The 23,602-nt window shown below is 60.8% G+C and carries 19 protein-coding genes and 4 tRNA genes; 21 read left to right on the top strand and 2 right to left on the bottom strand.

The features are described 5' to 3' along the window. Nucleotides 1-220: 220 nt before the first annotated feature. The 18 genes from ACS4NR_RS11685 to ACS4NR_RS11600 all read left to right on the top strand — a co-directional run bounded on the left by ACS4NR_RS11685 (nucleotide 221) and on the right by ACS4NR_RS11600 (nucleotide 19,877). Entirely contained in the window at nucleotides 221-1,231 is a 1,011-nt protein-coding gene (locus ACS4NR_RS11685) for an aspartate-semialdehyde dehydrogenase (protein WP_115986976.1), read from the top strand. Between the two features lie 209 nt (nucleotides 1,232-1,440). Next, nucleotides 1,441-4,083, top strand: coding sequence for a FimV/HubP family polar landmark protein (locus tag ACS4NR_RS11680; protein WP_456020169.1), 2,643 nt, complete (start codon nucleotides 1,441-1,443; stop codon nucleotides 4,081-4,083). 264 nt (nucleotides 4,084-4,347) lie between these two features. Further along, complete coding sequence (truA, locus tag ACS4NR_RS11675) at nucleotides 4,348-5,172, top strand: tRNA pseudouridine(38-40) synthase TruA (protein WP_177439981.1); 825 nt, start codon at nucleotides 4,348-4,350, stop codon at nucleotides 5,170-5,172. A gap of 64 nt (nucleotides 5,173-5,236) precedes the next feature. Next, on the top strand, nucleotides 5,237-5,881 hold the full coding sequence (locus tag ACS4NR_RS11670) for a phosphoribosylanthranilate isomerase (RefSeq protein ID WP_456020168.1): 645 nt from the start codon (nucleotides 5,237-5,239) through the stop codon (nucleotides 5,879-5,881). Nucleotides 5,882-6,081: 200 nt separating this feature from the next. Further along, on the top strand, nucleotides 6,082-7,002 hold the full coding sequence (gene accD / locus ACS4NR_RS11665) for an acetyl-CoA carboxylase, carboxyltransferase subunit beta (RefSeq protein ID WP_027611535.1): 921 nt from the start codon (nucleotides 6,082-6,084) through the stop codon (nucleotides 7,000-7,002). Next, nucleotides 6,999-8,306 (top strand): bifunctional tetrahydrofolate synthase/dihydrofolate synthase, encoded by a 1,308-nt coding sequence (gene folC, locus ACS4NR_RS11660; protein ID WP_456020167.1) that lies wholly within the window; start codon nucleotides 6,999-7,001, stop codon nucleotides 8,304-8,306. The genes accD and folC overlap by 4 nt, the downstream gene beginning before the upstream one ends. Then, nucleotides 8,290-8,943, top strand: a complete 654-nt coding sequence (locus ACS4NR_RS11655; protein ID WP_456020166.1) for an SPOR domain-containing protein — start codon at nucleotides 8,290-8,292, stop codon at nucleotides 8,941-8,943. Before folC ends, ACS4NR_RS11655 begins: the two co-directional genes overlap by 17 nt. Nucleotides 8,944-9,041: 98 nt before the next feature. After that, on the top strand, nucleotides 9,042-9,602 hold the full coding sequence (locus ACS4NR_RS11650; RefSeq protein ID WP_045122548.1) for a CvpA family protein: 561 nt from the start codon (nucleotides 9,042-9,044) through the stop codon (nucleotides 9,600-9,602). A 41-nt stretch (nucleotides 9,603-9,643) separates the two neighbouring features. Continuing rightward, entirely contained in the window at nucleotides 9,644-11,149 is a 1,506-nt protein-coding gene (purF, locus tag ACS4NR_RS11645) for an amidophosphoribosyltransferase (protein WP_003226416.1), read from the top strand. 73 nt (nucleotides 11,150-11,222) lie between these two features. Then, complete coding sequence (locus tag ACS4NR_RS11640; protein WP_027611539.1) at nucleotides 11,223-12,434, top strand: O-succinylhomoserine sulfhydrylase; 1,212 nt, start codon at nucleotides 11,223-11,225, stop codon at nucleotides 12,432-12,434. Beyond that, entirely contained in the window at nucleotides 12,431-13,207 is a 777-nt protein-coding gene (locus tag ACS4NR_RS11635; RefSeq protein WP_095136725.1) for an SDR family oxidoreductase, read from the top strand. Before ACS4NR_RS11640 ends, ACS4NR_RS11635 begins: the two co-directional genes overlap by 4 nt. Before the next feature lie 217 nt (nucleotides 13,208-13,424). After that, nucleotides 13,425-13,500 (top strand) — tRNA-Val (locus tag ACS4NR_RS11630). A 55-nt stretch (nucleotides 13,501-13,555) separates the two neighbouring features. Beyond that, a tRNA-Asp gene (locus ACS4NR_RS11625) sits at nucleotides 13,556-13,632 on the top strand. Nucleotides 13,633-13,726: 94 nt separating this feature from the next. Then, nucleotides 13,727-13,803: transfer RNA gene (locus ACS4NR_RS11620), tRNA-Asp, on the top strand. A gap of 499 nt (nucleotides 13,804-14,302) precedes the next feature. Then, nucleotides 14,303-17,134: a xanthine dehydrogenase family protein molybdopterin-binding subunit gene (locus ACS4NR_RS11615; protein ID WP_456020165.1), complete on the top strand. Its 2,832-nt coding sequence runs from the start codon at nucleotides 14,303-14,305 to the stop codon at nucleotides 17,132-17,134. After that, nucleotides 17,127-17,666 carry a (2Fe-2S)-binding protein gene (locus ACS4NR_RS11610; RefSeq protein WP_456020164.1) on the top strand — a complete coding sequence of 180 codons (540 nt, stop codon included), beginning with the start codon at nucleotides 17,127-17,129 and terminating at the stop codon, nucleotides 17,664-17,666. The genes ACS4NR_RS11615 and ACS4NR_RS11610 overlap by 8 nt, the downstream gene beginning before the upstream one ends. Nucleotides 17,667-17,668: 2 nt before the next feature. Next, the gene (locus tag ACS4NR_RS11605; RefSeq protein ID WP_456020163.1) at nucleotides 17,669-18,904 is read left to right on the top strand and encodes a c-type cytochrome; all 1,236 of its coding nucleotides are present in this window, start codon (nucleotides 17,669-17,671) and stop codon (nucleotides 18,902-18,904) included. 1 nt (nucleotide 18,905) lies between these two features. Continuing rightward, entirely contained in the window at nucleotides 18,906-19,877 is a 972-nt protein-coding gene (locus ACS4NR_RS11600; RefSeq protein WP_456020162.1) for an XdhC family protein, read from the top strand. Nucleotides 19,878-20,024: 147 nt separating this feature from the next. On the opposite strand, the gene ACS4NR_RS11595 is transcribed toward ACS4NR_RS11600, so the two are convergent. After that, on the bottom strand, nucleotides 20,025-21,308 hold the full coding sequence (locus tag ACS4NR_RS11595; RefSeq protein WP_456020161.1) for an NAD(P)/FAD-dependent oxidoreductase: 1,284 nt from the start codon (nucleotides 21,306-21,308) through the stop codon (nucleotides 20,025-20,027). A 184-nt stretch (nucleotides 21,309-21,492) separates the two neighbouring features. Between ACS4NR_RS11595 and ACS4NR_RS11590 the strand changes: the two genes are divergently transcribed. Beyond that, nucleotides 21,493-21,569 (top strand) — tRNA-Val (locus tag ACS4NR_RS11590). 526 nt (nucleotides 21,570-22,095) lie between these two features. After that, a complete protein-coding gene (locus ACS4NR_RS11585) occupies nucleotides 22,096-22,551 on the top strand; it encodes a DUF2214 family protein (protein ID WP_456020160.1) in 456 nt (151 codons plus the stop codon). A 214-nt stretch (nucleotides 22,552-22,765) separates the two neighbouring features. Here the strand turns inward: ACS4NR_RS11585 and csrA are convergent, their stop codons facing one another. Next, complete coding sequence (gene csrA, locus ACS4NR_RS11580; protein WP_003179932.1) at nucleotides 22,766-22,960, bottom strand: carbon storage regulator CsrA; 195 nt, start codon at nucleotides 22,958-22,960, stop codon at nucleotides 22,766-22,768. A 250-nt stretch (nucleotides 22,961-23,210) separates the two neighbouring features. On the opposite strand from csrA, the gene ACS4NR_RS11575 reads away from it, so the two are divergent. Beyond that, entirely contained in the window at nucleotides 23,211-23,579 is a 369-nt protein-coding gene (locus ACS4NR_RS11575; RefSeq protein ID WP_456020159.1) for an SPOR domain-containing protein, read from the top strand. Nucleotides 23,580-23,602 lie beyond the last annotated feature (23 nt).

Raw genomic sequence — 23,602 nt, 5'->3', positions numbered from 1 at the left:
CCTTGTGAGAGGTGCGGGTTTTTTTATGCCTGAGGTTTCGCGTTGTCTGGTCTGACGCCTTCGCGAGCAAGCCCGCTCCCACCCTTGAAATGCGTTTCCCCTGTGGGAGCGGGCTTGCTCGCGAAGAGGTCAGAACAGACACTGCAAGTCCCGCAGAAATTGCCTGCATGGCAGTCACCCGGTAAAGTGCCGCTCCCCCCGTTTCGCCAGAGGTAGGACCATGACCCAGACCCTTGATATTGCCGTCGTCGGCGCCACCGGTACTGTCGGCGAAACCCTCGTACAGATTCTCGAAGAGCGCGACTTCCCGGTCGGCAACCTGCACCTGCTGGCCAGCAGCGAATCCGCTGGCAGTTCGGTGCTGTTCCGCAACAAGAACGTGCGCGTGCGTGAAGTCGACGAGTTCGATTTCAGCAAGGTCAAACTGGTGTTCTTCGCCGCTGGCGCTGCCGTTTCCCTGAGCTACGCCGCGCGTGCCCACGCGGCCGGTTGCTCGCTGATCGACCTGTCCGGCGCATTGCCGGCCGAGCAGGCGCCGCAAGTGGTGCCGGAGGCCAACGCTGAGGTGATTGCCGGTCTGAAAGCGCCGTTCCAGGTCAGCAGCCCAAGCCCTTCGGCGACGACGCTGGCCGTGGTGCTGGCGCCGCTGCTCGATTTGCTCGAGCTGCAATACGTCAACGTGACTGCCAATCTGGCCGTGTCCGCCCAAGGTCGCGAAGCCGTGACCGAGCTGGCCCGGCAGACCGCCGAGTTGCTGAACATGCGTCCGCTGGAGCCGACCTTCTTCGATCGGCAGATGGCCTTCAACCTGCTGGCCCAGGTCGGCACGCCCGACGCTCAAGGCCACACGCTGCTGGAAAAACGTCTGGTGCGCGAGTTGCGTCAGGTGCTGAAGCAGCCTTTATTAAAGATTTCCGCCACTTGCGTTCAAGCCCCGGTGTTTTTTGGCGATAGCTATAGCGTGACCTTGCAGTCAGCGAATGCGGTTGACCTGGCAAAGGTCAACGCTGCGCTTGAGGACGCGCCTGGCATCGAGCTTGTTGAGGCCGGCGATTATCCGACCGCGGTGGGTGACGCGGTAGGGCAGGACGTTGTCTATGTTGGCCGTGTACGCAGCGGTGTCGACGACCCGGCGGAACTTAATCTGTGGCTGACGTCAGATAACGTACGCAAAGGCGCCGCCCTGAATGCTGTGCAGGTCGCTGAATTGTTGATAAAAGACCTGCTGTAAAAGATACTTGGCAACAATTTGTCGACTGATTCTAGGTGAGCGCTATGCTTGCCCGGAGCACTTGATAACGTGTCACCCTCCGGGACTTTCCGGGGCATCAAAGAAATGATCGCGCGCGGCAGTCTGTCGTCGTCGCGCGCAATGCCTTACGGCAGCGGCAATCAACATCTTCTCGCTGGCCGAGGAACGTTCAAACAAAGGATGAGGCTATGGTTCAAGTTCGCAAACTGGTGTTAGCAATAGCGGCCGCCTCGGCGCTGTCCTCCGGTATGGCGCATGCCCTCGGGCTCGGGGAGCTGACCCTGAAGTCGACCCTGAACCAGCCGCTGGTGGCCGAGATCGAGTTGCTCGACGTCAAGGATCTCACCGCTGCCGAAGTGGTGCCAAGCCTGGCTTCACCCGAAGATTTCGCGAAGGCCGGCGTCGATCGCCAGGCCTTCCTCAACGACCTGACGTTCACCCCGGTGCTCAACGCCAGCGGTAAAAGCGTGCTGCGCGTGACTTCGAGCAAGCCGCTGTCGGAACCGATGGTGAAATTCCTCGTGCAGGTGATGTGGCCCAACGGCCGTCTGCTGCGCGATTACAGTGTGCTGCTGGATCCGTCGAAGTTCTCGCCGCAGACCGCTGATGCCGCCGCACAACCGGCGCCGGCGCAGACCATCACCGCGCCGACCACTGGTGCCACGCACCCGTCGCAATACACCACCACGCCGCGCGACACCCTGTGGGAAATCGCCGCGAAGGCGCGCACCGGCGGTTCGGTGCAGCAGACCATGCTGGCGATTCAGGCGTTGAACCCGGACGCGTTCATCGACGGCAACATCAACCGGCTGAAAACCGGTCAGGTGCTGCGTCTGCCGGACTCGGTGGAAAGCACCGCGCTGCCACAGTCCAAAGCGATTGCTGAAGTCGCCGCGCAGAACGAAGCCTGGCGTCAGGGCCGTCGTTATGTGGCCAAGCCGGGTACCGGTCAGCAGCAACTCGATGCCACCAAGCGTGGCAGCAGCAATGTCGGTGCCGGCCAGAATGCCAAGGACAACCTGAGTCTGGTCTCCGCAGAAAGCGCCAAGGCTCGCGGCAAAGGCCCGGCCGGCGATGCCAAGGCCCTGAGCAACAAACTGGCGGTGACTCAGGAAAGCCTCGACACGACCCGTCGTGACAACGAGGAACTGAAAAGCCGCATGGCCGATCTGCAGAGTCAGCTGGACAAGCTGCAACGCCTGATCGAGCTGAAGAACAATCAACTGGCGAAGATGCAGGCTGACGGTACCGGCGCTGCGCCGGCGGCCAGCGCCGCCGTGCCGGCGATCACTGCTGAGCTGGCCGCCACTCCGCCAGCGACCCCGGCAGAAGCTGCACCCACCCCGGAATCGGCGATTGCGCCACCGGTCGACACGCCTGCCGAGACGCCAGTGGTTGCACCAAAACCGGTAGTCGATGAAGACAAAACCTTCAACGAACTGCTGACCAATCCGATCCTGCTGGGTCTGCTCGGCGGCGGTGCGGTGGTGCTGCTGCTCCTGCTGTTGCTGCTGGCGCGTCGCCGCAAAGCCCAGCAGGAAGCCGAGAAACACCTGCGTATGGCCCGCGCTCTGGCCGAAGAGCAGGAGTTCTCCGCCGAGCAGGACCTGCCTGAAAGCAGCTTCGAAGGTCTGGAAACACCTGCTGCCAGCGTCAAGCTCAACACCCCGGCACCTGCGCCAGCGCCTGCTGCGGTCGTGGCTCCGGTGGTGATGGCTGAGCCGATTGCCGCGCCATTGGTTGCGCCGTCCGCCGAGCGTTCCGATGACGTGCTGGACAAGGCCCAGTCGCACATCAATGCCGGCCGCTTGAATCAGGCTGCGGCGCTGCTGGAAGAGGGTGTCAGCCTCGAGCCGCAACGCAGTGATCTGCGTCTGAAGCTGATGGAAGTCTACGGTCAGCAAGGCGACCGCGATGCGTTCGTTGCTCAGGAGCGTCAGCTGGTGGCCAACGGTGACAACTTCGCCAAGGTCGAAGAGCTGAAAAAACGCTTCCCGGCCATGGCGGTGGTCGCTGTCGCCGGTCTGGCTGCAGCGGCGGCCGCCGCCGAACTCGATGCGCAATACGTCAAGGAGCTGCTGCTTGACGAGCCTGAGGCGCCTGCACCTGAGCCTGCTCCTGCGGCAGACGACCTGGACAGCGCGTTCGACCTGAGCCTGGACGATCTCGACAACATCACCCCGGTTGAACCTGCACCTGTTGTTGAGCCTGAAGCTGCGGTGGAGCTGGACGAATTCCCGGCAGACGACGATCTGAGCTTTGAATCGGTGCTGCAACAGCAGACCGAGATCAAAGAGAACCTCGACGACCTGTCGGATTTCGACCTCGATCTGGATCTGGGTGCCGAGCCTGCGCCAGCCCCGGCGGCGGATCTGGCGGACGATGACTTCCTGCTGGATCTGGACGAAGGCGTGAAAGATCTGTCGCCAGCCGAGCCTGTGGTCGCCAACGAAGTGCCGCAGGACGATCTGGAGCTGCCGGCGGATTTCGATCTGTCGCTGGCTGACGAAATGGACAGCAACCCGGCGGCCGAGCCTGACGCATTCGCAGCGGAACTGAATGACGTCAACGCCGAGCTGGATCGCCTGTCGCAGAGCATCGCCGAGCCGACCTTCACCGAAGCTGATGCGGCCATGGGCGATGATCTGGGCGAAGACGATTTCGACTTCCTCGCCGGCACCGACGAAGCGGCCACCAAACTCGATCTGGCCCAGGCCTACATTGACATGGGCGACAACGACGGCGCGCGCGACATCCTCAACGAAGTGCTGACCGAGGGTGACGAAAAGCAGCGTGGCGAAGCCAAGGAAATGCTTTCGCACCTGGCGTGAGTCAGCGGTAAATAAAAACGGCAGCCCATTGAGGCTGCCGTTTTTGTTTGGGCTGGGTTTGGTGGTGGCTGTGCTATCGCCATCGCGAGCAGGCTCACTCCTACAGTTGGAATGCGTTCTCCTGTAGGAGTGAGCCTGCTCGCGATTGGGCCGGAACTACCCATAGAGAATTCTGGCATCCCCGACTCACAGCCTTATAATGCCCGCCTTTGTACATCAGCAGGCTGTCCCACCTTGGCAAACATAGATAACCCGGTCGCCGAAATGGCACCCGAAGGCTTTTACCGTGTGGCACTGGGCGTCGAGTACAAAGGCTCGCGCTACAGCGGCTGGCAGCGCCAGTTGACCGGCGTGGCCACGGTGCAGGAAGAGCTCGAAAAAGCCTTGTCGAAAGTCGCCAATTCGCCGATTTCGCTGCAGTGCGCCGGGCGTACCGATGCCGGGGTGCATGCTTGCGGACAAGTGGTTCATTTCGACACGCCAGTCGATCGTTCGCTGAAAGCCTGGGTGATGGGCGCCAATATCAATCTGCCCCACGATATCAGTGTCAGCTGGGCGCGGGTGATGCCGGCGCATTTCCATGCGCGGTTCAAAGCCATCGCCCGGCGTTATCGCTATGTGATCTACAACGATCAGATTCGTCCGGCGCATCTCAACGAAGAGATCACCTGGAACCACCGCCCACTCGACGTCGAGCGTATGGCTGAAGCGGCGCAATACTTGATCGGCACCCACGATTTCAGTGCATTCCGCGCGGGCCAGTGCCAGGCCAAGTCACCGATCAAAAAGATGCATCATCTGCGCGTGACCCGTCACGGCAAGATGATCGTGCTCGATATCCGCGCCAACGCCTTTTTGCACCACATGGTGCGCAACATTGCCGGCGTGCTGATGACCATCGGTGCCGGCGAGCGTCCGGTCGAGTGGATGAAGGAAGTGCTGGAAAGCCGCGAGCGCCGTTCCGGTGGCGTAACAGCGCATCCGTACGGGCTGTATCTGGTGCAGGTCGAGTACCACGACGAATTCCCGTTGCCCGAGCGTTTTATCGGGCCACATTTCCTTACGGGTTTCTCGGAACTTGACGGCTGACGCCCTCGAACGCTTTTGTTACCATCCGGGACTTTCCCGAATTTGACGCGGAGTTTTTCTCGATATGTCAGCCGTTCGCAGCAAGATCTGCGGGATTACCCGCATGGAAGATGCGTTGGCCGCCGTCGAGGCCGGGGCGGATGCGATCGGTTTCGTGTTTTACGCCAAGAGCCCGCGTGCAGTGAGCGTGCAGCAGGCGAGGGCGATCATCCAGGCTTTGCCGCCGTTCGTGACGACGGTGGGCCTGTTCGTCAACGCCAGCCGCTGCGAGTTGGGGGAAATCCTCGATGCCGTGCCGCTGGATCTGTTGCAGTTTCATGGCGACGAGACCGCTGAAGAGTGCGAAGGCTGGCATCGTCCATACATCAAGGCGCTGCGGGTCAAGGCTGGTGACGACATCGCGGCTGCTGTCGATGCTTATCCGAGCGCCAGCGGCGTGCTGCTCGACACTTACGTCGAAGGCGTGCCGGGCGGAACCGGCGAGGCGTTCGACTGGTCATTGATTCCGCAAGCGTTGAGCAAGCCACTGATCCTGGCCGGTGGTCTCACCCCGGAAAACGTCGCCGACGCCGTGGCGCGAGTCAAACCGTACGCGGTCGATGTCAGCGGTGGGGTAGAGGCGAGCAAGGGCATCAAGGATCATGCGAAGATCCGCGCGTTCATCAATGCCGTACGTAGCCGCTCGCAGGGAGCGTCTACTTCGATGTGACGGCTGGCGAACTGCCGCCGTCCATCAATGCACTTGCACAAAGCAGGCGAGGCTGAGGGTTTCTGGAGTTGCACGCAGGTCATGTTTCGCGCTGACCGCGGCGTTCCATCAATCATCGCCACACACATGAATTTAGCTGAAGGGCATACGCGGGGCTGCGAACCAGAGCGTTCGGGCCGCCGGTACTGGAGAAAGAAAGCATGAGCAACTGGTTGGTAGACAAACTGATCCCTTCGATCATGCGTTCGGAGGTCAAGAAGAGCTCGGTGCCTGAAGGTCTGTGGCACAAATGCCCGTCCTGCGAGGCTGTGCTGTATCGCCCTGAGCTGGAAAAGACCCTGGACGTTTGCCCCAAGTGCAACCATCACATGCGCATCGGCGCACGGGCGCGTATCGACATCTTCCTCGATGCCGAAGGCCGCAACGAGCTGGGTGCAGACCTGGAGCCGGTTGACCGTCTGAAATTCCGCGACGGCAAGAAGTACAAGGACCGTCTGGTCGCTGCACAGAAGCAGACCGGCGAAAAAGACGCGCTGATCTCCGTCAGCGGCACCCTGCTGGGTATGCCGGTGGTGGTTTCGGCGTTCGAATTCAGCTTCATGGGCGGTTCCATGGGCGCCATCGTCGGTGAGCGCTTCGTGCGCGCCGCCAACTACGCCCTGGAAAACCGTTGCCCGATGATCTGCTTCGCCGCCTCCGGTGGTGCGCGCATGCAGGAAGCGCTGATCTCGCTGATGCAGATGGCCAAGACGTCGGCCGTACTGGCGCGTTTGCGTGAAGAAGGCATTCCGTTCATCTCGGTGCTGACCGACCCGGTCTACGGCGGTGTTTCCGCCAGTCTGGCAATGCTCGGCGACGTGATCGTCGGAGAACCGAAAGCCCTGATCGGCTTCGCCGGCCCGCGCGTGATCGAGCAGACCGTGCGTGAAAAACTGCCGGAAGGCTTCCAGCGCAGCGAGTTCCTGCTGGAGCATGGCGCGATTGACCTGATCATTGATCGCCGTGAACTGCGTCCACGCCTGGGCAACCTGCTGGCGCAACTGACCGGCCAGCCGACACCGACTTACGTCGCCGCTCCTGTCGAGCCAATCGTCGTTCCACCGGTGCCTGCCAACGTATGACCGAGCGTACCCTTGGCGAGTGGCTCGCCTACCTTGAGCAGTTGCATCCATCGGCCATCGACATGGGGCTGGAGCGTTCGCAACAGGTAGCGTCCCGCATGGGACTGGGTCAGCCGGCGCCTCGGGTGATTACGGTCACCGGCACCAACGGCAAGGGTTCGACCTGCGCATTCGTGGCTTCCTTGCTACGGGCGCAGGGCCTGAGTGTTGGTGTCTACAATTCTCCGCACTTGCTGCGTTACAACGAGCGGGTGCAGCTCAATGGCGTCGAAGCTACTGACGCGCAGCTGTGCGAAGCCTTCGCTGCGGTCGAGGCCGGGCGTGGCGACACTTCCCTGACGTACTTCGAAATGGGCACCCTGGCGGCGTTCTGGCTGTTTCAACAGGCAAAACTTGACGCTGTGGTGCTGGAAGTCGGTTTGGGCGGGCGTCTGGATACGGTCAACGTGGTGGATGCCGATATCGCGCTGGTCACCAGCATTGGCGTCGATCATGCTGAATACCTGGGCAATACCCGCGAATCCGTGGCTTTCGAGAAGGCCGGGATTTTCCGTCAGGGCAAACCTGCCCTGTGCGGCGATCTGAATCCTCCGCAACCGCTGCTCGACAAGGCGCGCGAACTGGCGTGTCCGTTTTTCCTGCGCGGGCGTGATTTCGACCTCGGCATCACAGACCAGCACTGGCAGTGGCGCGGCACCGATGCGCAAGGCCAGCCGGTCGAGCTGCGCGACTTGCCGCTGCTCGATCTGCCGATGGAAAACGCCGCGCTGGCCTTGCAGGCGTATCTGCTGCTCGGCTTGCCGTGGAACCCGTCGCAAATTGTGGCGGCCTTGCAGGCCACTCGCGTGGTCGGGCGGCTGGATCGTCGCTCGTTCGAATTCGATGGCAAACGCCTGAACCTGCTGTTGGATGTGGGGCACAATCCGCACGCGGCGGAGTATCTGGCGCGGCGGCTGGCCGGCCGGCCACCGGTGGGCAAGCGTCTGGCGGTGTTCGGCTTGCTTGCCGACAAGGATCTGGATGGTGTTGTCGGTGAATTGAATGCTAGTGTCCAGCATTGGGCGGTCGCGCCGCTGGATTCGCCGCGTTCGCGTCCGGCCAGTGAATTGCACGCCGGGTTGCAGAACCTTGGCGCGTCCGTCACGTCCTATGACAGTGTCGCGGCGGCGCTGGAAGGGCAGTGCGCAGTGGCCACCAGCGACGACGAGATTCTGTTGTTCGGATCATTTTATTGTGTCGCCGAGGCCCTTGAATGGCTGGCCCGGCGCTCCACGGAGGAAGCGGCAAATGGCTTTGCTGGATAAAGCGTACAAGCAGCGCATGGTTGGCGCCCTGGTGCTGGTGGCACTGGCGGTGATTTTCCTGCCGATGCTGTTTTCCCGCCAGGACGAGCAACGTCAAGTGACGGTCGAGGCGCCCGCCGCGCCGCAAGCCTCTTCTATGCCGCAGGTGCAAATGGAATCGGTGGCCGTGCCTGAGCCGCAGGCTTTGCCGCAAGAACCGGTGCCAGCGGATGAAGAAGTCGTAGAAGACACTGCGCCTGCTGCTCCAGTCGCGGCGGCCCCGGCCCCAACGACACCCATAGCAATCGCCAAGCCGACTGCGCCGCCTGCGGTGGCCAAGCCGATTCCGGCGCCTGCTCAGCCTATTGCTGCTGCGTCGAAGCCTGACACCACGCAAAGTCGCGTCGATGCCAATGGCCTGTCGGTCAGCTGGTCAGTGCAACTGGCCAGCCTGTCGAGTCGCGCCAGCGCCGAAAGCCTGCAGAAAACCCTGCGCAGCCAAGGCTATAACGCTTATATCCGTTCCGCCGACGGCAAGAACCGGGTGTTCGTGGGGCCGCTGATCGAGCGTGCCGAGGCCGATCGTCTGCGTGATCTATTGAGCCGCCAGCAGAACCTCAAGGGTTTTGTCGTGCGCTTCCAGCCCGAGCGCGGCTAGGATCTATCGATTCGATTGAAATGCACTGAAAATCGCAGCTTACCGACAGCGGTGCGCTCTGCTAAAATGCGCCGCCTTATCCGTCTGTAGGCTGCACTGTGCCATTTACCATGGTTGACTGGGCGATCGTTGCAATCATCGCCATCTCCGCTTTGATCAGTTTGAGCCGCGGCTTCGTCAAGGAAGCATTATCGCTGGTGACCTGGATCATCGCAGGAGCGGTTGCCTGGATGTTCGGTGGCTCACTGTCCGAGTACCTCGCCGGATACATCGAAACCCCATCGGCTCGCGTGATCGCGGGCTGTGCCATCATGTTCGTCGCCACACTGATCGTGGGCGCAATGATCAATTATCTTATCGGCGAGTTGGTGCGCGTGACCGGGTTGTCCGGCACCGACCGATTCCTGGGCATGGCCTTCGGCGCGGCGCGTGGAGTGTTGCTGGTGGTCGTGGCAGTCGGGCTGTTGAGCCTGGGGCCGGTACAGCAGGACGGGTGGTGGAAAGAATCACAGCTCGTGCCAAAGTTTCTATTGGTCGCCGACTGGTCCAAAAACCTGATTCTCGGGTGGAGCAGTCAGTGGCTTGCCAGCGGAATCAGCGTACCCGCTGATATTCCGTTCAAGGAGCAACTCTTGCCGTCGGCCAAAACGCCTCAGTGAGTGTTGTTCAGTTCAGATCCATTAAGTAGGGGTTGCGTCGCATGTGTGGCATCGTCGGTATCGTCGGTAAGTCGAACGTCAATCAGGCGCTGTATGACGCGCTAACCGTGCTCCAGCACCGCGGCCAGGACGCTGCCGGTATCGTGACCAGCCATGATGGCCGGTTGTTCTTGCGCAAGGACAATGGTCTGGTGCGTGACGTGTTTCAGCAGCGTCACATGCAGCGCCTGGTCGGCCACATGGGTATCGGCCACGTCCGTTACCCGACTGCCGGCAGCTCGACCTCGGCCGAAGCGCAGCCGTTTTACGTCAACTCGCCTTACGGCATCACCCTGGCGCACAACGGCAACCTGACCAACGTTGAACAGTTGGCCAAGGAAATCTACGAATCCGACCTGCGTCACGTCAACACCAGTTCCGACTCGGAAGTGCTGCTTAACGTGTTCGCCCACGAGCTGGCCCAGCGCGGCAAGCTGCAGCCGACCGAAGAAGACGTGTTTGCCGCCGTGACCGACGTGCACAACCGTTGCGTCGGCGGTTACGCGGTGGTGGCGATGATCACCGGTTACGGCATCGTCGGTTTCCGTGACCCGCACGGCATCCGTCCGATCGTGTTCGGCCAGCGTCACACCGACGAAGGCGTCGAGTACATGATTGCTTCCGAAAGCGTTTCGCTGGACGTGCTCGGTTTCACCCTGATCCGCGACCTGGCCCCGGGCGAAGCGGTCTACATCACTGAAGACGGCAAGCTGCACACCCGTCAGTGCGCGACCAACCCGTCCCTGACCCCGTGCATCTTCGAACACGTTTACCTGGCGCGTCCGGATTCGATCATCGACGGCGTGTCGGTGTACAAGGCGCGTCTGCGCATGGGCGAGAAACTCGCCGAGAAGATCTTGCGCGAGCGTCCGGAACACGACATCGACGTGGTCATCCCGATTCCGGACACCAGCCGCACCGCCGCGCTGGAGCTGGCGAACCACCTGGGTGTGAAATTCCGCGAAGGCTTCGTCAAGAACCGTTACATCGGCCGGACCTTCATCATGCCGGGCCAGGCGGCGCGCAAGAAGTCGGTTCGCCAGAAGCTCAACGCCATCGAGCTGGAATTCCGCGGCAAGAACGTGATGCTGGTCGACGACTCGATCGTACGCGGCACCACCTGCAAGCAGATCATCCAGATGGCCCGTGAGGCCGGCGCGAAAAACGTCTACTTCTGCTCGGCGGCCCCGGCCGTACGCTTCCCGAACGTTTACGGCATCGACATGCCGAGCGCTCACGAACTGATCGCACACAATCGTTCGACTCAGGACGTGGCGGATCTGATCGGCGCAGACTGGCTGATCTATCAGGACCTGCCTGACTTGATCGAAGCGGTCGGTGGCGGCAAGATCAAGATCGAAAACTTCGATTGCGCGGTGTTCGACGGCAAGTACGTCACCGGCGACGTCGATGAGGCCTACCTGGACAAGATCGAGCAGGCACGCAACGATGCCTCCAAGGTCAAGACCCAGGCGGTCAGTGCGATCATCGATCTGTACAACAACTGAGTTTCTACCGGCCCTGAGGGGCCGGTTTTGTATCTGACTTTTAATTTTCAAGAACAGGGCAAGGAGTGACAGCATGAGTCAGGAATGGGATGCCGGTCGGCTGGACAGCGACCTCGAAGGCGTAGCGTTCGATACCCTGGCCGTACGTGCCGGTCAGCACCGTACGCCGGAAGGCGAGCACGGTGATCCGATGTTCTTCACCTCCAGCTATGTGTTCCGCACCGCTGCCGATGCGGCCGCGCGCTTTGCCGGCGAAGTGCCGGGCAACGTGTACTCGCGCTACACCAACCCGACCGTGCGCGCGTTCGAAGAGCGCATCGCTGCGCTGGAGGGTGCCGAGCAAGCGGTCGCCACCGCCACGGGCATGGCCGCGATCATGGCGGTAGTGATGAGCCTGTGCAGTGCCGGCGATCACGTACTGGTGTCGCGCAGCGTGTTCGGTTCGACCATCAGCCTGTTCGAGAAGTACTTCAAGCGTTTCGGCGTGCAAGTCGACTACGTGCCGCTGGCCGATCTCTCGGCGTGGGATGCGGCGATCAAGCCGAACACCAAATTGCTGTTCGTCGAGTCGCCGTCCAATCCGCTGGCCGAGCTGGTGGATATCACCGCACTGGCGGAAATCGCTCACGCCAAAGGCGCAATGCTGGTGGTCGACAACTGCTTCTGCACGCCTGCCTTGCAGCAGCCGCTGAAACTCGGTGCGGACATTGTCGTGCACTCGGCAACCAAGTTCATCGACGGCCAGGGCCGCTGCATGGGCGGTGTGGTGGCCGGTCGCAGCGAACAGATGAAAGAAGTCGTCGGCTTCCTGCGCACCGCCGGGCCAACTTTGAGCCCGTTCAACGCGTGGATCTTCCTCAAAGGCCTGGAAACCCTGAACCTGCGGATGAAGGCGCACTGCGCCAACGCCCAGCAACTGGCTGAATGGCTGGAGCAGCAGGACGGTATCGAGAAAGTCCATTACGCCGGTCTCAAGAGCCATCCGCAGCACGAACTGGCCCAGCGTCAGCAGAAGGGCTTCGGTGCGGTGGTGAGTTTCGAAGTCAAGGGCGGCAAGGAGGGTGCGTGGCGCTTTATCGATGCCACCCGCTTGATCTCGATCACCGCCAACCTCGGTGACAGCAAAACCACCATCACTCACCCGAGCACCACCTCCCACGGCCGCCTGGCGCCACAGGAGCGGGAAGCGGCGGGGATTCGTGACAGCCTGATCCGCATCGCGGTCGGACTGGAAGACGTGGCGGACCTGCAGGCTGATCTGTCGCGCGGTCTGGCGGCGTTGTGATCGAATTGTCTACTCCGAAGGCGGGCACCCATGGCCGCGTGGCGCTGGTTACCGGTGCTGCGCGCGGCATCGGTCTGGGTATCGCGGCCTGGTTGATCAGCGAAGGCTGGCAAGTCGTGCTGACCGATCTTGATCGGGTGCGCGGTTCGAAAGTGGCGAAGGTGCTGGGCGAGAATGCCTGGTTCATCGCCATGGACGTGGCGGATGAAAGTCAGGTGGCGCTCGGCGTTGCCGAAGTGCTCGGGCAATTCGGTCGTCTCGATGCGTTGGTGTGCAACGCGGCGGTGGCCGACCCGCACAACATCACCCTGGAAAGTCTCGATCTGGCCTATTGGAATCGGGTGCTGGCGGTGAATCTCAGTGGGCCGATGCTGCTGGCCAAGCACTGTGCGCCGTATCTGCGGGCGCACAACGGCTCGATCGTCAATCTGGCCTCGACCCGTGCGGCGCAGTCGGAGCCGGATACCGAGGCTTATGCGGCGAGCAAGGGCGGATTGTTGGCGTTGACCCATGCACTGGCGATCAGCCTTGGGCCGGAGATTCGCGTGAATGCGGTCAGCCCGGGCTGGATCGATGCGCGGGATCCTTCTGCGCGTCGAGCTGAGCCTCTGGCCGATGCCGATCATGCTCAGCATCCGGCGGGCAGGGTGGGGACGGTCGAGGATGTGGCGGCGATGGTCGCGTGGCTGTTGTCGCGCAATGCCGGGTTTGTCACCGGGCAGGAGTTCGTCGTGGACGGTGGCATGACCAAGAAGATGATTTATACCGAGTAGATCGCGTTCTTCTCCTGAATTTGCGTCAAATGGGCTGCCGTCTTCGCGAGCAAGCTCGCTCCCACATTTGGAATGCAATCCCCCTGTGGGAGCGGGCTTGCTCGCGAATGCGGTCTTGCAGGGTGGAAACAATTTTGTCTTTTTCAGAAAAACTTCAATCCTGCTATTGACTTAGGTTCGCTACCTGCGTAAATTTCGCGGCCTCGGAGATGCAAACGGGTGATTAGCTCAGCTGGGAGAGCGTCTGCCTTACAAGCAGAATGTCGGCGGTTCGATCCCGTCATCACCCACCACTCCCCGAGAAACTTGCGAAAGCAAGAGGTAGGCTGAAAGTGCCTCCACCGACGCGCAGCGGTAGTTCAGTCGGTTAGAATACCGGCCTGTCACGCCGGGGGTCGCGGGTTCGAGTCCCGTCCGCTGCGCCATATTTTACGAGTCAGGCATTGTCTGGTTCGCGATTGCAAAGCACCGAAGCTTTCAGTCAAAACGAGTTACTTGAGCGCAAGCTCAAAGCGATACGCAGCGGTAGTTCAGTCGGTTAGAATACCGGCCTGTCACGCCGGGGGTCGCGGGTTCGAGTCCCGTCCGCTGCGCCATATCTGTTTCAAGGACTACTGAACGCCTTGAAGCACCGAAAGCAGCCGTTGGTTGTTTCGGAATCGATAGCAAAGACCCTGGTCGAAAGACCGGGGTTTTTTGTGTCTGAAATTTGGTATTTCCCTCCTTTTCCTCCTGCCCACACCCTGAATCCAATACAAATTCCCTTGTGGGAGCGGGCTTGCTCGCGAAAGCGGTATGTCAGTTGAAAAAGGGCTGCCTGACACCACGCCTTCGCGAGCAAGCCCGCTCCCACAGGGGGTTGTCGAATTGCCCGGCGATCTGCTGCGGTGCCACGTCGCATTGATTTTTTGATTCTTTAGTCAAATTTTTGTAACTGGTTGTTTGCTACGAGCCCGGAAACCTTTAAAGTTAACCTTTCGGTCAGCTTTGCACTGTCAACACGCCCTTTGTTTCGCCAAGAAGGGCTTCTGCAAGACTCGAGATTCCCAGTAGATAACCAGAAGGGCGGACACATAACCGCCCAGAGGATGATCCATGTCCAACCGTGATATATCCCGGCGCTCGTTCCTCCAGGGCGGGCTGGTGGCGGGTGTGAGCGTCACGCTCACGCCGCTCAGCAGTCAGGCGCTGGCTGCCTTGATGGAAAACAGCGTAACCGTGCCGTCCGAGAAGTGGCTCGGCAACAACGGCAAGGCACGCCAACGTAACGACGCCCTGTCCAAGGTCTGCGGCAACAAAGTGTTTGCCCGCGACATTCGCTCCAAGGACATGCCGGGCTGGCCTGAACAGCAAGGCCACGCCATGCTGCTGAAAACCATCAAGGCCGACCGAATCTACGAAGGCTACGACCTGTCGTGGCTGGGCGCCGACTTGCAACCTGACCGCATCGTCACTGCGGCCGATCTGGACAAGGACGGCATCGTCTTCCCGGAAGAACACGCGCCGGACCCATTGCTGCCGGAAGGCAAAGTGCCGATGTTCATCGGCCACCCGGTAGCGATCCTGATCTGGAACGATTTCGAGCGTTTCCGCCAGGCCAAGAACAAACTCAAATTCAATGACAAGGCGATTCGTTACGGTGCACAAGTGCCGTACTACGAAGGCGACCCTTATGGCAGCTTCCGCTACGTGCGCGTAGGTGGCCCGACTTCGGCCGACGAAGACGAATTCGCCAGCCTCAAGGATTCGATCCTGTTCCCGATGCTGAAGAACCGGCGCCCGGTATGGAATTCCCAGCCGAACCTGCACGGCAATCTGACCGAGCGCGGCCTGTTCTACGCTGACCGCATGAAGCAGCAGATCGACACGCCGCCGGACAACTGGCTAGTGTTCGACGAGCGCTACAAGACCCCGTCGATCGAACCGGCCGCCATGGAGCCGGACAACGGTAACGGCTGGTACGACCCGAAAACCAAGACCCTGCACTTCGTGGTCGCTACTCAGTGCCCGCTGGAAGCCGCGACCGAGACCGCGAAAATGATCGCGCCGTCGCGCTTCGGCCTGGCCAACCTGAACATGCACCCGGGTTACACCGTGGGCTACGGTTCCAAAGACCACAACATCTTCGTCTACTACGCGGCCCTCGCTGCGCTGTATGGCGCCGGTGTGCCGGTGCGCCTGGCGAATGACCGCTACGAGCAGTTCCAGAGCGGCATCAAGCGCCACCCGTTCGATATCCGCTACCAGCTCGCAGTGGACAAGAACGACTACAGCTTCAAGATTTTCCGTGCCGAAATGAGCGTCGACGGTGGCGGCCGCATCAACTACAGCCCGTCGGTAGCGGCAGTCGGTGCCACCGCAGCGCAGTCGATCTACTACATGCCGCAGAACGATCTGCAGGTCACCGCTTACCACTCGCGTGGTGTTGAAGCGGGTTCGATGCGCGGTTACGGCACCCTGCAAAGCATGGCGGCGACCGAAATGATGGTCGACGAAATCGCCAATCGCCTTGGTGTTGACGCGATTGATCTGCGTCGCAAGAACGCCTTGCGTTCGGGCATGAAAAACACCCAGGGCGCGATCCCGGCGGGCGCCTTGCGCCTGCACGAGATTCTCGACAAGGCCTCGGTGCACGAAGTCTGGAAAAACCGCGACGCGATCAAGAAACAGCGCGAAGCCGCCGACCCGGACAACTGGTACGGCGTCGGTTTCGCCATTTGCCAGAAAGACTTCGGCACCGGTTCCGAAGCGCCGATGGCCAGCATTGAATTCACTGCTGAAGGTCGCATCACCCTGCGCCACATCGGTATCGAAATCGGCACCGGCATGTCCACTTCGCAGGCGCTGGTCGTTGCCGATTTCCTCGGCAGCCCGGCACATGAGGTGAAGACCGGCGAAACCGAATGGCAGGAAATGCAGCTGATCACCAGCGGCAACCCTTACATCATGAGTCAGGCCGAGCAGGACAACCTGCTGCGCAACCCGCGCTGGGTCGGCAAGCTGGCCTCCGCTTCGTCTGCCACCAACTCGGCTTATTACTTCAGCCACGCCACCCGTGAAGCGGCGCGCGTGCTGTTCAACAACGGTTTGTGGCCGGCGGCCATGGAGATCTGGCGTCAGGGCCCTTACGGCGGACAAGCCAACCCTTACGTGGTACGTCGCGAAGATGCGCATTGGGTCGACGGCAAACTCACCGCCAATGGCATGCAGCCGTTGAGCTTCGAAGAGCTGGCCAAGCACGCTCACGAGCGTGGTCTGGTAACCGGCGCCACCGTGCACGCGTTCAACCGCTGGAGCTGGGCCGAGGCCGAATACAGCATCGACGGCGTGCGCGAGCGTCTGCCGCTCGACGGTCTGGCGGTGAAGTACGGCGATGGTGCGCCGAAAGCGAAGAAAGCGCTGATGAGCACGGCGGGTTTCCATCTGCTGGATCGCCAGAACATCAACTATCCGGTGGTCCAGTTGAACAACGCGGCTGTGACTTACTACAGCCCGGTGGCCACGCTGGTCGAGCTGAAGGTCAACAAAGGCTCGGCGGAAGTCGAAGTGCTCAACCACCATTCGTGGGTCGAGTGCGGTCGGGTGCTGGTCGAAGAACTGGTCAAGGGCCAGCTCGAAGGCGGGATCGCCATGGGCATCGGTCACGCACTGATGGAAGAGATGCCGCTGTACGAAGGCGGGCCGGGGGAGGGTGACTGGAACTTCAACCGTTATCGCCTGCCGATGGCCCGTCACGTGGCGGTGTGGAAGCAGACCGCGGAGATTCTGCCGCCGCTGTCGCCAAGCGATCCGTCCAAAGGCATCGCCGAAGTGGTGATGATCCCGGTGGTCGGTGCCATCGGTAACGCCGTGGCGCACGCCATCGGTAAACGTGTTCGCGATCTGCCAATCACTGCTGCGCGCATCAAGGAGGCCCTCAATGGCTAACCGTCCGCTTCAACTGACCCTCAATGGTCAATCCGTCGGTCCGTTGGACATCCCTGATGACCTGCCGATGATCGACTACCTGCACGAATACAAGAACCTCACCGGTTCGCGCCTGGGCTGCGGCCAGGGCATCTGCCACGCCTGCGTGGTAATCGTCGACAACCCGGACGGCACCAGCGAAGAAGTGCGCACCTGCATCACTGGCGCGCATTACTTCGAAGGCAAGAAAGTCCGCACCATCGAAGCTCACGCCAAGCGCGACGAGCAAGGGCAGGTCACTGAGCTGAATCCGATCCAGCAACGTTTCGTCGACGAATTCGCCTTCCAGTGCAGCTACTGCGCGCCGGGTTTCGTCAACGCTGCGACGGTGCTGGTGGAGAAGCTGCAGCGCCAGCCAATCGTCAAAAGCCAGCTGGAAAAAGTCATCGAGGACAGCCTCGGTCATCACATCTGCCGTTGCACCGGGTACGTGCGTTACTACAACGCCACGCGCAACGTGCTGACCGATCTCGGCCTGGTCAAGGAGGGTTGAGCATGAAGCATCTATTGACCCGCCTGACCCTGGCGGTCGGGCTGGCTGCGCCAGTGTTGTTTGCTCACGCTGATGATCAGGTCAAGCGCGGCGAATACCTTGCTCGCGCTGCCGATTGCATGGCCTGCCACACCGCACCGGGCGGCGCGCCGTTTGCCGGCGGTCTGCCGATCGTTTCGCCGTTCGGCACGATCTACGGCACCAACATCACCCCGAGCAAAGAGCACGGCATCGGCCTGTACAACGATGACGAATTCTTCGCTGCGCTGACCGAAGGCAAGCGTCGCGACGGGGCGAATCTGTATCCGGCGATGCCGTACACCTCGTATCACCTGATGCCGCGGGAAGACTCGGATGCGATTCATGCATACCTGAAAACCATCGAGCCAATCGAGCGCGCCGCGCCGGTCACCAGCCTGAGCTTTCCGTTCAACGTGCGTCCGGGTCTGATCGGCTGGAACATGCTGTACGGCAAAGCCTTGAAGCTGGAATCTGCCGAAGGCAAAAGCGAAGCCTGGAAGCGCGGCCAGTACATGGTCGAAGTGCTCGGTCACTGCGGCGAATGCCACACGCCACGCGGCCTGCCGGGCGCGATGCAATTGGACAAGCGCCTGACCGGCGGCATCCTCAACGGTTATCTGGCACCGAGCCTGCTCGCCACCGATCTGGCGGCGCGCGGCTGGAATCAGCAGGACCTGAGCACGTTCCTCAAGCACGGCATGAGCGCCCAGGGCACGATGTTCAACGAGATGTTCCCGGTGTTCCACAACAGCACCCAGGGCCTGAACGATCAGGATCTGGCAGCGATGGCGACGTTCCTCCTCGGTGACAAACCACCTGCAGCCAAAGAGCTGACTGAAGTGTCGCTGGACAAACTCAGCCCGAGCGCTCAGCGTGGTCGTCAGGAATATTTGAACGTCTGCGCCGGTTGCCATGCCGCTGGTGGTGAAGGCAAACCGCACATCGCCGTGGCCATGCGTGGCAATACCACGCTGCGCCTGGAAGATCCGCGCAACCTGGTGCGGGTGATCGAGGACGGTATCGGTGAGCAGAAATTCGCCGGGTTCGAACACATGCAGCCAATGCCGGGTTTCGCCGACAAGCTCAAACCTGAGCAACTGACCGATCTGCTCAACTACCTGCGTCAAGGCTGGGGCGGTCAATCGGCAGAGCTGGCGGTGAGCGACGTGCAGAAGCTGCAAGCGGAAGTTCCGGCGGTCGAGCACAAGGCGCACTGACATGCAGCATCTCGATCTACAGGTTGTGCGGCGGGCACTGGAGTGGTCGGTGGCGGGGCAGCGCATCTGGCTCTGCACGGTGCTGACCACTTACGGCTCGGCGCCGCGTGCGCCGGGTTCGCTGCTGGCGGTGAACGATAACGGCCAGTGGATCGGGTCGCTGTCCGGTGGCTGCGTCGAGGAAGACTTTCTCGAGCGCGTTGCCGAGGGCGCGTTTCTCGATGCGGTCAACGTGGTGCGTTACGGCGAAGGTGATGATCCGCGCTCGCGGGTCAGCCTGCCCTGTGGCGGCATTCTCGATGTACTGGTAGAGAAATTTGACGCCGACTGTGAGGTGCAGGCGCATCTGCGTGAGCTTGAATCGGCGCTGCTCGGTCAGCGCCGTTTGATTCGCGAGGTCGATCTGGCCAGCGGTGCGCGCAGTCTGTTCGCTGATCGCGAGCAGGGTGCGCGCATCGAGCGCGAGATTGATCGGGTGCGGATTCGCGTGGGTGCTGCTCAGCGTCTGTTGCTAGCGGGATACTCCAGCGTGGCGCAGGCCTGTGCCGAGTTCGCGGTGGGTCTGGGTTTCGAAGTGATTCTCTGCGATCCACGTGATGAAGTGCTCGAAGGCGTGGTGCTCAGCGGCGTGGAGATTCGTCGACAGTTGCCGTCAGTGTTCATCGCCGATGGCGGTTGTCATCGCGATACCGCGGTGGTCGCGTTGACTCACGATCCGCGTATCGACGATCTGGCGATGATGGAGGCGGTGCGCACCGAGGCGTTTTACATCGGCGTCATGGGTTCGCAGCAGACTTCGCAGAAACGCTTCGAGCGCCTGCGCAGGATTGGTGGGCTGGGGGAGGCCGAACTGGCGCGGATTCATGCGCCGATCGGGCTTAACCTGGGCAGCAAGACACCGGCGGAGATCGCCTTGGCGGTGCTGGCGGATATCTTGCGGATCCGTAGCGGAATTACCCGAGACCAGCTCTGATCTGAATTCTGCAAATACTTGTGGCGAGGGAGCTTGCTCCCGCTGGACTGCGCAGCAGGCCTTCTTTCTAGATAAAAGAGGGGCCGCTGCGCGACCCGGCGGGAGCAAGCTCCCTCGCCACAGTTGTTTGGCAGTCAAGAAAACTGATCAGAAACCCAATTTGTCACGCAACCCGTAATACCACGCACCCAACGCCGCAAACGGCGTGCGCAGTAACTGCCCGCCCGGGAACGGATAGTGCGGCAGATCGGCAAACGCATCAAAACGCTCCGCCTGGCCACGCAATGCCTCGGCCAGCACTTTGCCGGCCAGATGCGTGTACGTCACGCCGTGGCCGCTGCAGCCTTGCGAGTAATAAATGTTGTCGCCCAAGCGTCCGACCTGTGGCAGGCGCGACAGGGTCAGCAGGAAATTGCCGGTCCAGGCGTAGTCGATCTTCACGTCTTTCAGTTGCGGGAACGCTTTGAGCATTTTCGGGCGGATGATCGCTTCGATGTTCGCCGGATCCCGCGCACCGTAAACCACGCCGCCGCCGAAGATCAGACGCTTGTCGCCGGTCAGTCGATAGTAGTCGAGCAGGTAGTTGCAGTCTTCGACGCAGTAATCCTGCGGCAACAGAGTTTTCGCCAGCTCATCGCCCAGCGGTTCGGTGGTGATCACCTGGGTGCCGCACGGCATCGATTTGGCCGCCAGTTCCGGCACCAGATTGCCGAGGTAGGCATTGCCGGCGACGATGATGAACTTGGACCTGACCTTGCCCTGCGGTGTGTGCACCACCGGGTTGGCGCCGCGCTCGATGCGCACGGCTGGCGATTGCTCATAGATGGTGCCGCCGAGGGACTCGACCGCAGCGGCTTCACCGAGCGCCAGGTTCAGCGGATGAATATGGCCGCCGCTCATGTCGAGCATGCCGCCGACGTATTGATCGCAGGCCACCACTTCGCGAATGCGGCGCTGATCGAGCAGTTCCAGTTGGGTGTGGCCGAAGCGCTCCCAAAGGCGCTTCTGCGATTCCAGGTGACCCATCTGTTTGGCGGAGAGGGCGGCGAACACGCCGCCGTCCTTCAGGTCGCACTGGATGTTGTATTTGGCCACGCGCTCACGAATGATCCGGCCGCCTTCGAAGGCCATCTGCCCGAGCAGTTGCGCCTGCTTCGGGCCAACCGTGCGTTCGATGACGTCGATATCGCGGCTATAGCTGTTGACGATCTGCCCGCCATTACGCCCCGACGCACCGAAGCCGACCTTGGCTGCTTCCAGGACCGTGACGCGAAAACCGTTCTCCAGCAGAAACAAGGCCGAGGACAGCCCGGTGTACCCGGCGCCGATCACACAGACATCCGTCTCCACATCATCCTGCAAGGGCGGACGTGGCGGTACGGCGTTGGCCGACGCAGCGTAATAAGACTCTGGGTAAGGGGTGTTCGCCATCCTGCAGCCTCTGTTTAATATATTTTACGAGTGCGCCGATCCTACCCGAGTTGAAAAACCTCCGCCAGCCACCGGAAAAATCTTATCTGCCGGCCCGAAATTAAATATTTTGCATATTCATAGGGTTAGGTGAAAAAAAGGTGTTGACACCCCTCCGGAATTCCGTAGAATGCCGCCTCACAGCAGGCACGTAGCTCAGTTGGTTAGAGCACCACCTTGACATGGTGGGGGTCGTTGGTTCGAGTCCAATCGCGCCTACCAAACAAAATCCGCTCTGCTGGGCGGTCTGGAAGGGCTCACCGAAAGGTGGGCCCTTTTTTGTTTTCTGCGATTGCAAAACTTTTGTAAAACTCCCTCCTCAGAACGCCGCTCAAGGCGATCCCCTCGACACCTCACCTCTTCCGTTACCCAAGCGCTTAGCGTGTTTCGAAATAACACGACGTGCTGATATGGCGGTCTGTGCTTTTTTGGATCCGTCGAAAAAGTGTGGATATTGAAGGGGTTACCGGTATTTTTAACCGACCGGTTATCAAAAAAATGTTGTTGCAGTTCGTGAACTTCAGTAACATCTGCCCCGCGTTCACCACCACGGTTTATGCATTTTTAAATCCCAAGCTTCCATCAGCTGCTTGGGATTTTTTTTGCCTGCGATTTGGTGAATCGCGCTTTCTGTCTCCCGGCTTCCAGTGCGAAGCTTTCCAACCCCACGATCGTGTGCGGGCGTAACCGGTTTTTTTCGACTACTACTGACTGGCGTTTTCCAGGGCTTTCTCAAAGGAGTTCGTCGATGCTGGTTCACTGGTTTCTCGCCGCTATTCATCTCTTGGCTTTTGCACTGGGCCTCTGGGCCGTGTTGACCCGTGGCACGGCGTTCAGTCGTCTGGCCGCTGGCGTCGGCGAGGCCAAGCGGGTTTTGCTTGCGGATAATCTGTGGGGGATTGCTGCGCTGGTGTTGCTTGTGACCGGTGCCATGCGCGCCTTCGGTGGCTTTGAAAAGGGCACTGACTACTATCTGCACCAGCCGCTGTTTCATTTGAAGATGGCATTGTTCGTGCTGATTCTGCTGGCAGAGCTGGCACCGATGATCACGCTGGTCAAATGGCGGATCGCATTGGCGCGGGGCAAGGCGCTCGATACTGGACGTGCAAAGCTGTTCGCGCGGATCAGCCATGTCGAGGCGCTGCTGTTGGTATTGATGGCGATTGCAGCTAGCGGCATGGCGCGCGGCGTGACGTTCGGCTAACAAGGAGCAATTCCCTGTGTTCTCTCGGAAACGTCTGACAGCCAGCCTGGGTAGTCGCAGGTAGTATCGCGCTGCAGCAGAAGAGGGAGTAAAGGCGAGGAGGGGTGTCAGGCGCCGTGCCCAGCGGAGTGGGGCGCGGATGGCAGTACGGCGCGTGAATCTTTAGCCAGTCTTACGCGAAGGCAAACGGACTGGCTACTGACTGCGGGGTGGCTCAGGGCGTTTGTGGCTTGTCCGGGGCGGTCAGGCCAGCCTGAATGCGCTGATAGATCTCTTCACGGTGCACGGCAACGTTTTTCGGGGCGTTGATGCCGATACGGACTTGCTGACCGCTTACGCCGAGGATGGTGATCGTAATGTCATCACCAATGTTTATGCTTTCACCGACTTTGCGGGTGAGTATCAGCATGGTCTTCTCCTTGATTGCTTTGTAGGGCACCTGATTCAGACAGTGCAGAGGTCGGTGGTACGTATAGATTAGTGCGAAGTCTCACGGTTTGGGTGCCTCTTTCTGACGCGCAGATGCGGCATTAATTCCCAGGGCGTAACTATACAGAGGCTGCAATCATCAATCTCGTTGTTTTGTGCCCATTTTGCGGGCCTCGCGAAGTATTTATGAATGTTAAGATCGCCGCTTTGTGATTTTCGAGGAAAGCGTTGTGCGCAAATTGGTCTGGATGGTCGCGGCACTGGCATTGGCAGGATGTGGTGAAGGCAAGAGTGTAGACGCGCAGAAGCCGAAAACGGCAGTCACGGCCGCCCCTGCGGCAGCGTCCGCCCCGCAATGGGATCTCGAAGTGCGTGGCGAAACACCTCAGGCTGTCAGTGACCTGAGTGGCTGGTTGATCGAGCATGCGTTCGTGCCGACCGTGATCAAAGACAGCAGCGGCAAGACGCGGATCCTGATTGGCCCGTTCAACTCGCAGGCCGAAGCTGAAGCGCGCAAGGTGCAAGTGGATGCAGCATTGGTGAAGGCCAAGAAGCAGAATATCGAGTCGGTAATCGTCGAGCACCCGCTCGCGCCTTAAGCAGCGCATTCAGCGGAGCGGCC

This window comes from Pseudomonas sp. JQ36 (assembly GCF_053851495.1).
Note: the sequence above shows the minus strand (reverse complement) of the source record. Positions and strands in the feature narration are given on the sequence as shown.

Excerpts from the sequence above, each read along its gene's own strand:
- ACS4NR_RS11685 (WP_115986976.1), top strand. The coding sequence starts at position 221 with ATGACCCAGACCCTTGATATTGCCGTCGTCGGCGCCACCGGTACTGTC.
- ACS4NR_RS11680 (WP_456020169.1), top strand. The coding sequence starts at position 1,441 with ATGGTTCAAGTTCGCAAACTGGTGTTAGCAATAGCGGCCGCCTCGGCG.
- truA (WP_177439981.1), top strand. The coding sequence starts at position 4,348 with ATGGCACCCGAAGGCTTTTACCGTGTGGCACTGGGCGTCGAGTACAAA.
- ACS4NR_RS11670 (WP_456020168.1), top strand. The coding sequence starts at position 5,237 with ATGTCAGCCGTTCGCAGCAAGATCTGCGGGATTACCCGCATGGAAGAT.
- accD (WP_027611535.1), top strand. The coding sequence starts at position 6,082 with ATGAGCAACTGGTTGGTAGACAAACTGATCCCTTCGATCATGCGTTCG.
- folC (WP_456020167.1), top strand. The coding sequence starts at position 6,999 with ATGACCGAGCGTACCCTTGGCGAGTGGCTCGCCTACCTTGAGCAGTTG.
- ACS4NR_RS11655 (WP_456020166.1), top strand. The coding sequence starts at position 8,290 with ATGGCTTTGCTGGATAAAGCGTACAAGCAGCGCATGGTTGGCGCCCTG.
- purF (WP_003226416.1), top strand. The coding sequence starts at position 9,644 with ATGTGTGGCATCGTCGGTATCGTCGGTAAGTCGAACGTCAATCAGGCG.
- ACS4NR_RS11640 (WP_027611539.1), top strand. The coding sequence starts at position 11,223 with ATGAGTCAGGAATGGGATGCCGGTCGGCTGGACAGCGACCTCGAAGGC.
- ACS4NR_RS11615 (WP_456020165.1), top strand. The coding sequence starts at position 14,303 with ATGTCCAACCGTGATATATCCCGGCGCTCGTTCCTCCAGGGCGGGCTG.
- ACS4NR_RS11610 (WP_456020164.1), top strand. The coding sequence starts at position 17,127 with ATGGCTAACCGTCCGCTTCAACTGACCCTCAATGGTCAATCCGTCGGT.
- ACS4NR_RS11605 (WP_456020163.1), top strand. The coding sequence starts at position 17,669 with ATGAAGCATCTATTGACCCGCCTGACCCTGGCGGTCGGGCTGGCTGCG.
- ACS4NR_RS11600 (WP_456020162.1), top strand. The coding sequence starts at position 18,906 with ATGCAGCATCTCGATCTACAGGTTGTGCGGCGGGCACTGGAGTGGTCG.
- ACS4NR_RS11595 (WP_456020161.1), bottom strand. The coding sequence starts at position 21,308 with ATGGCGAACACCCCTTACCCAGAGTCTTATTACGCTGCGTCGGCCAAC.
- ACS4NR_RS11585 (WP_456020160.1), top strand. The coding sequence starts at position 22,096 with ATGCTGGTTCACTGGTTTCTCGCCGCTATTCATCTCTTGGCTTTTGCA.
- csrA (WP_003179932.1), bottom strand. The coding sequence starts at position 22,960 with ATGCTGATACTCACCCGCAAAGTCGGTGAAAGCATAAACATTGGTGAT.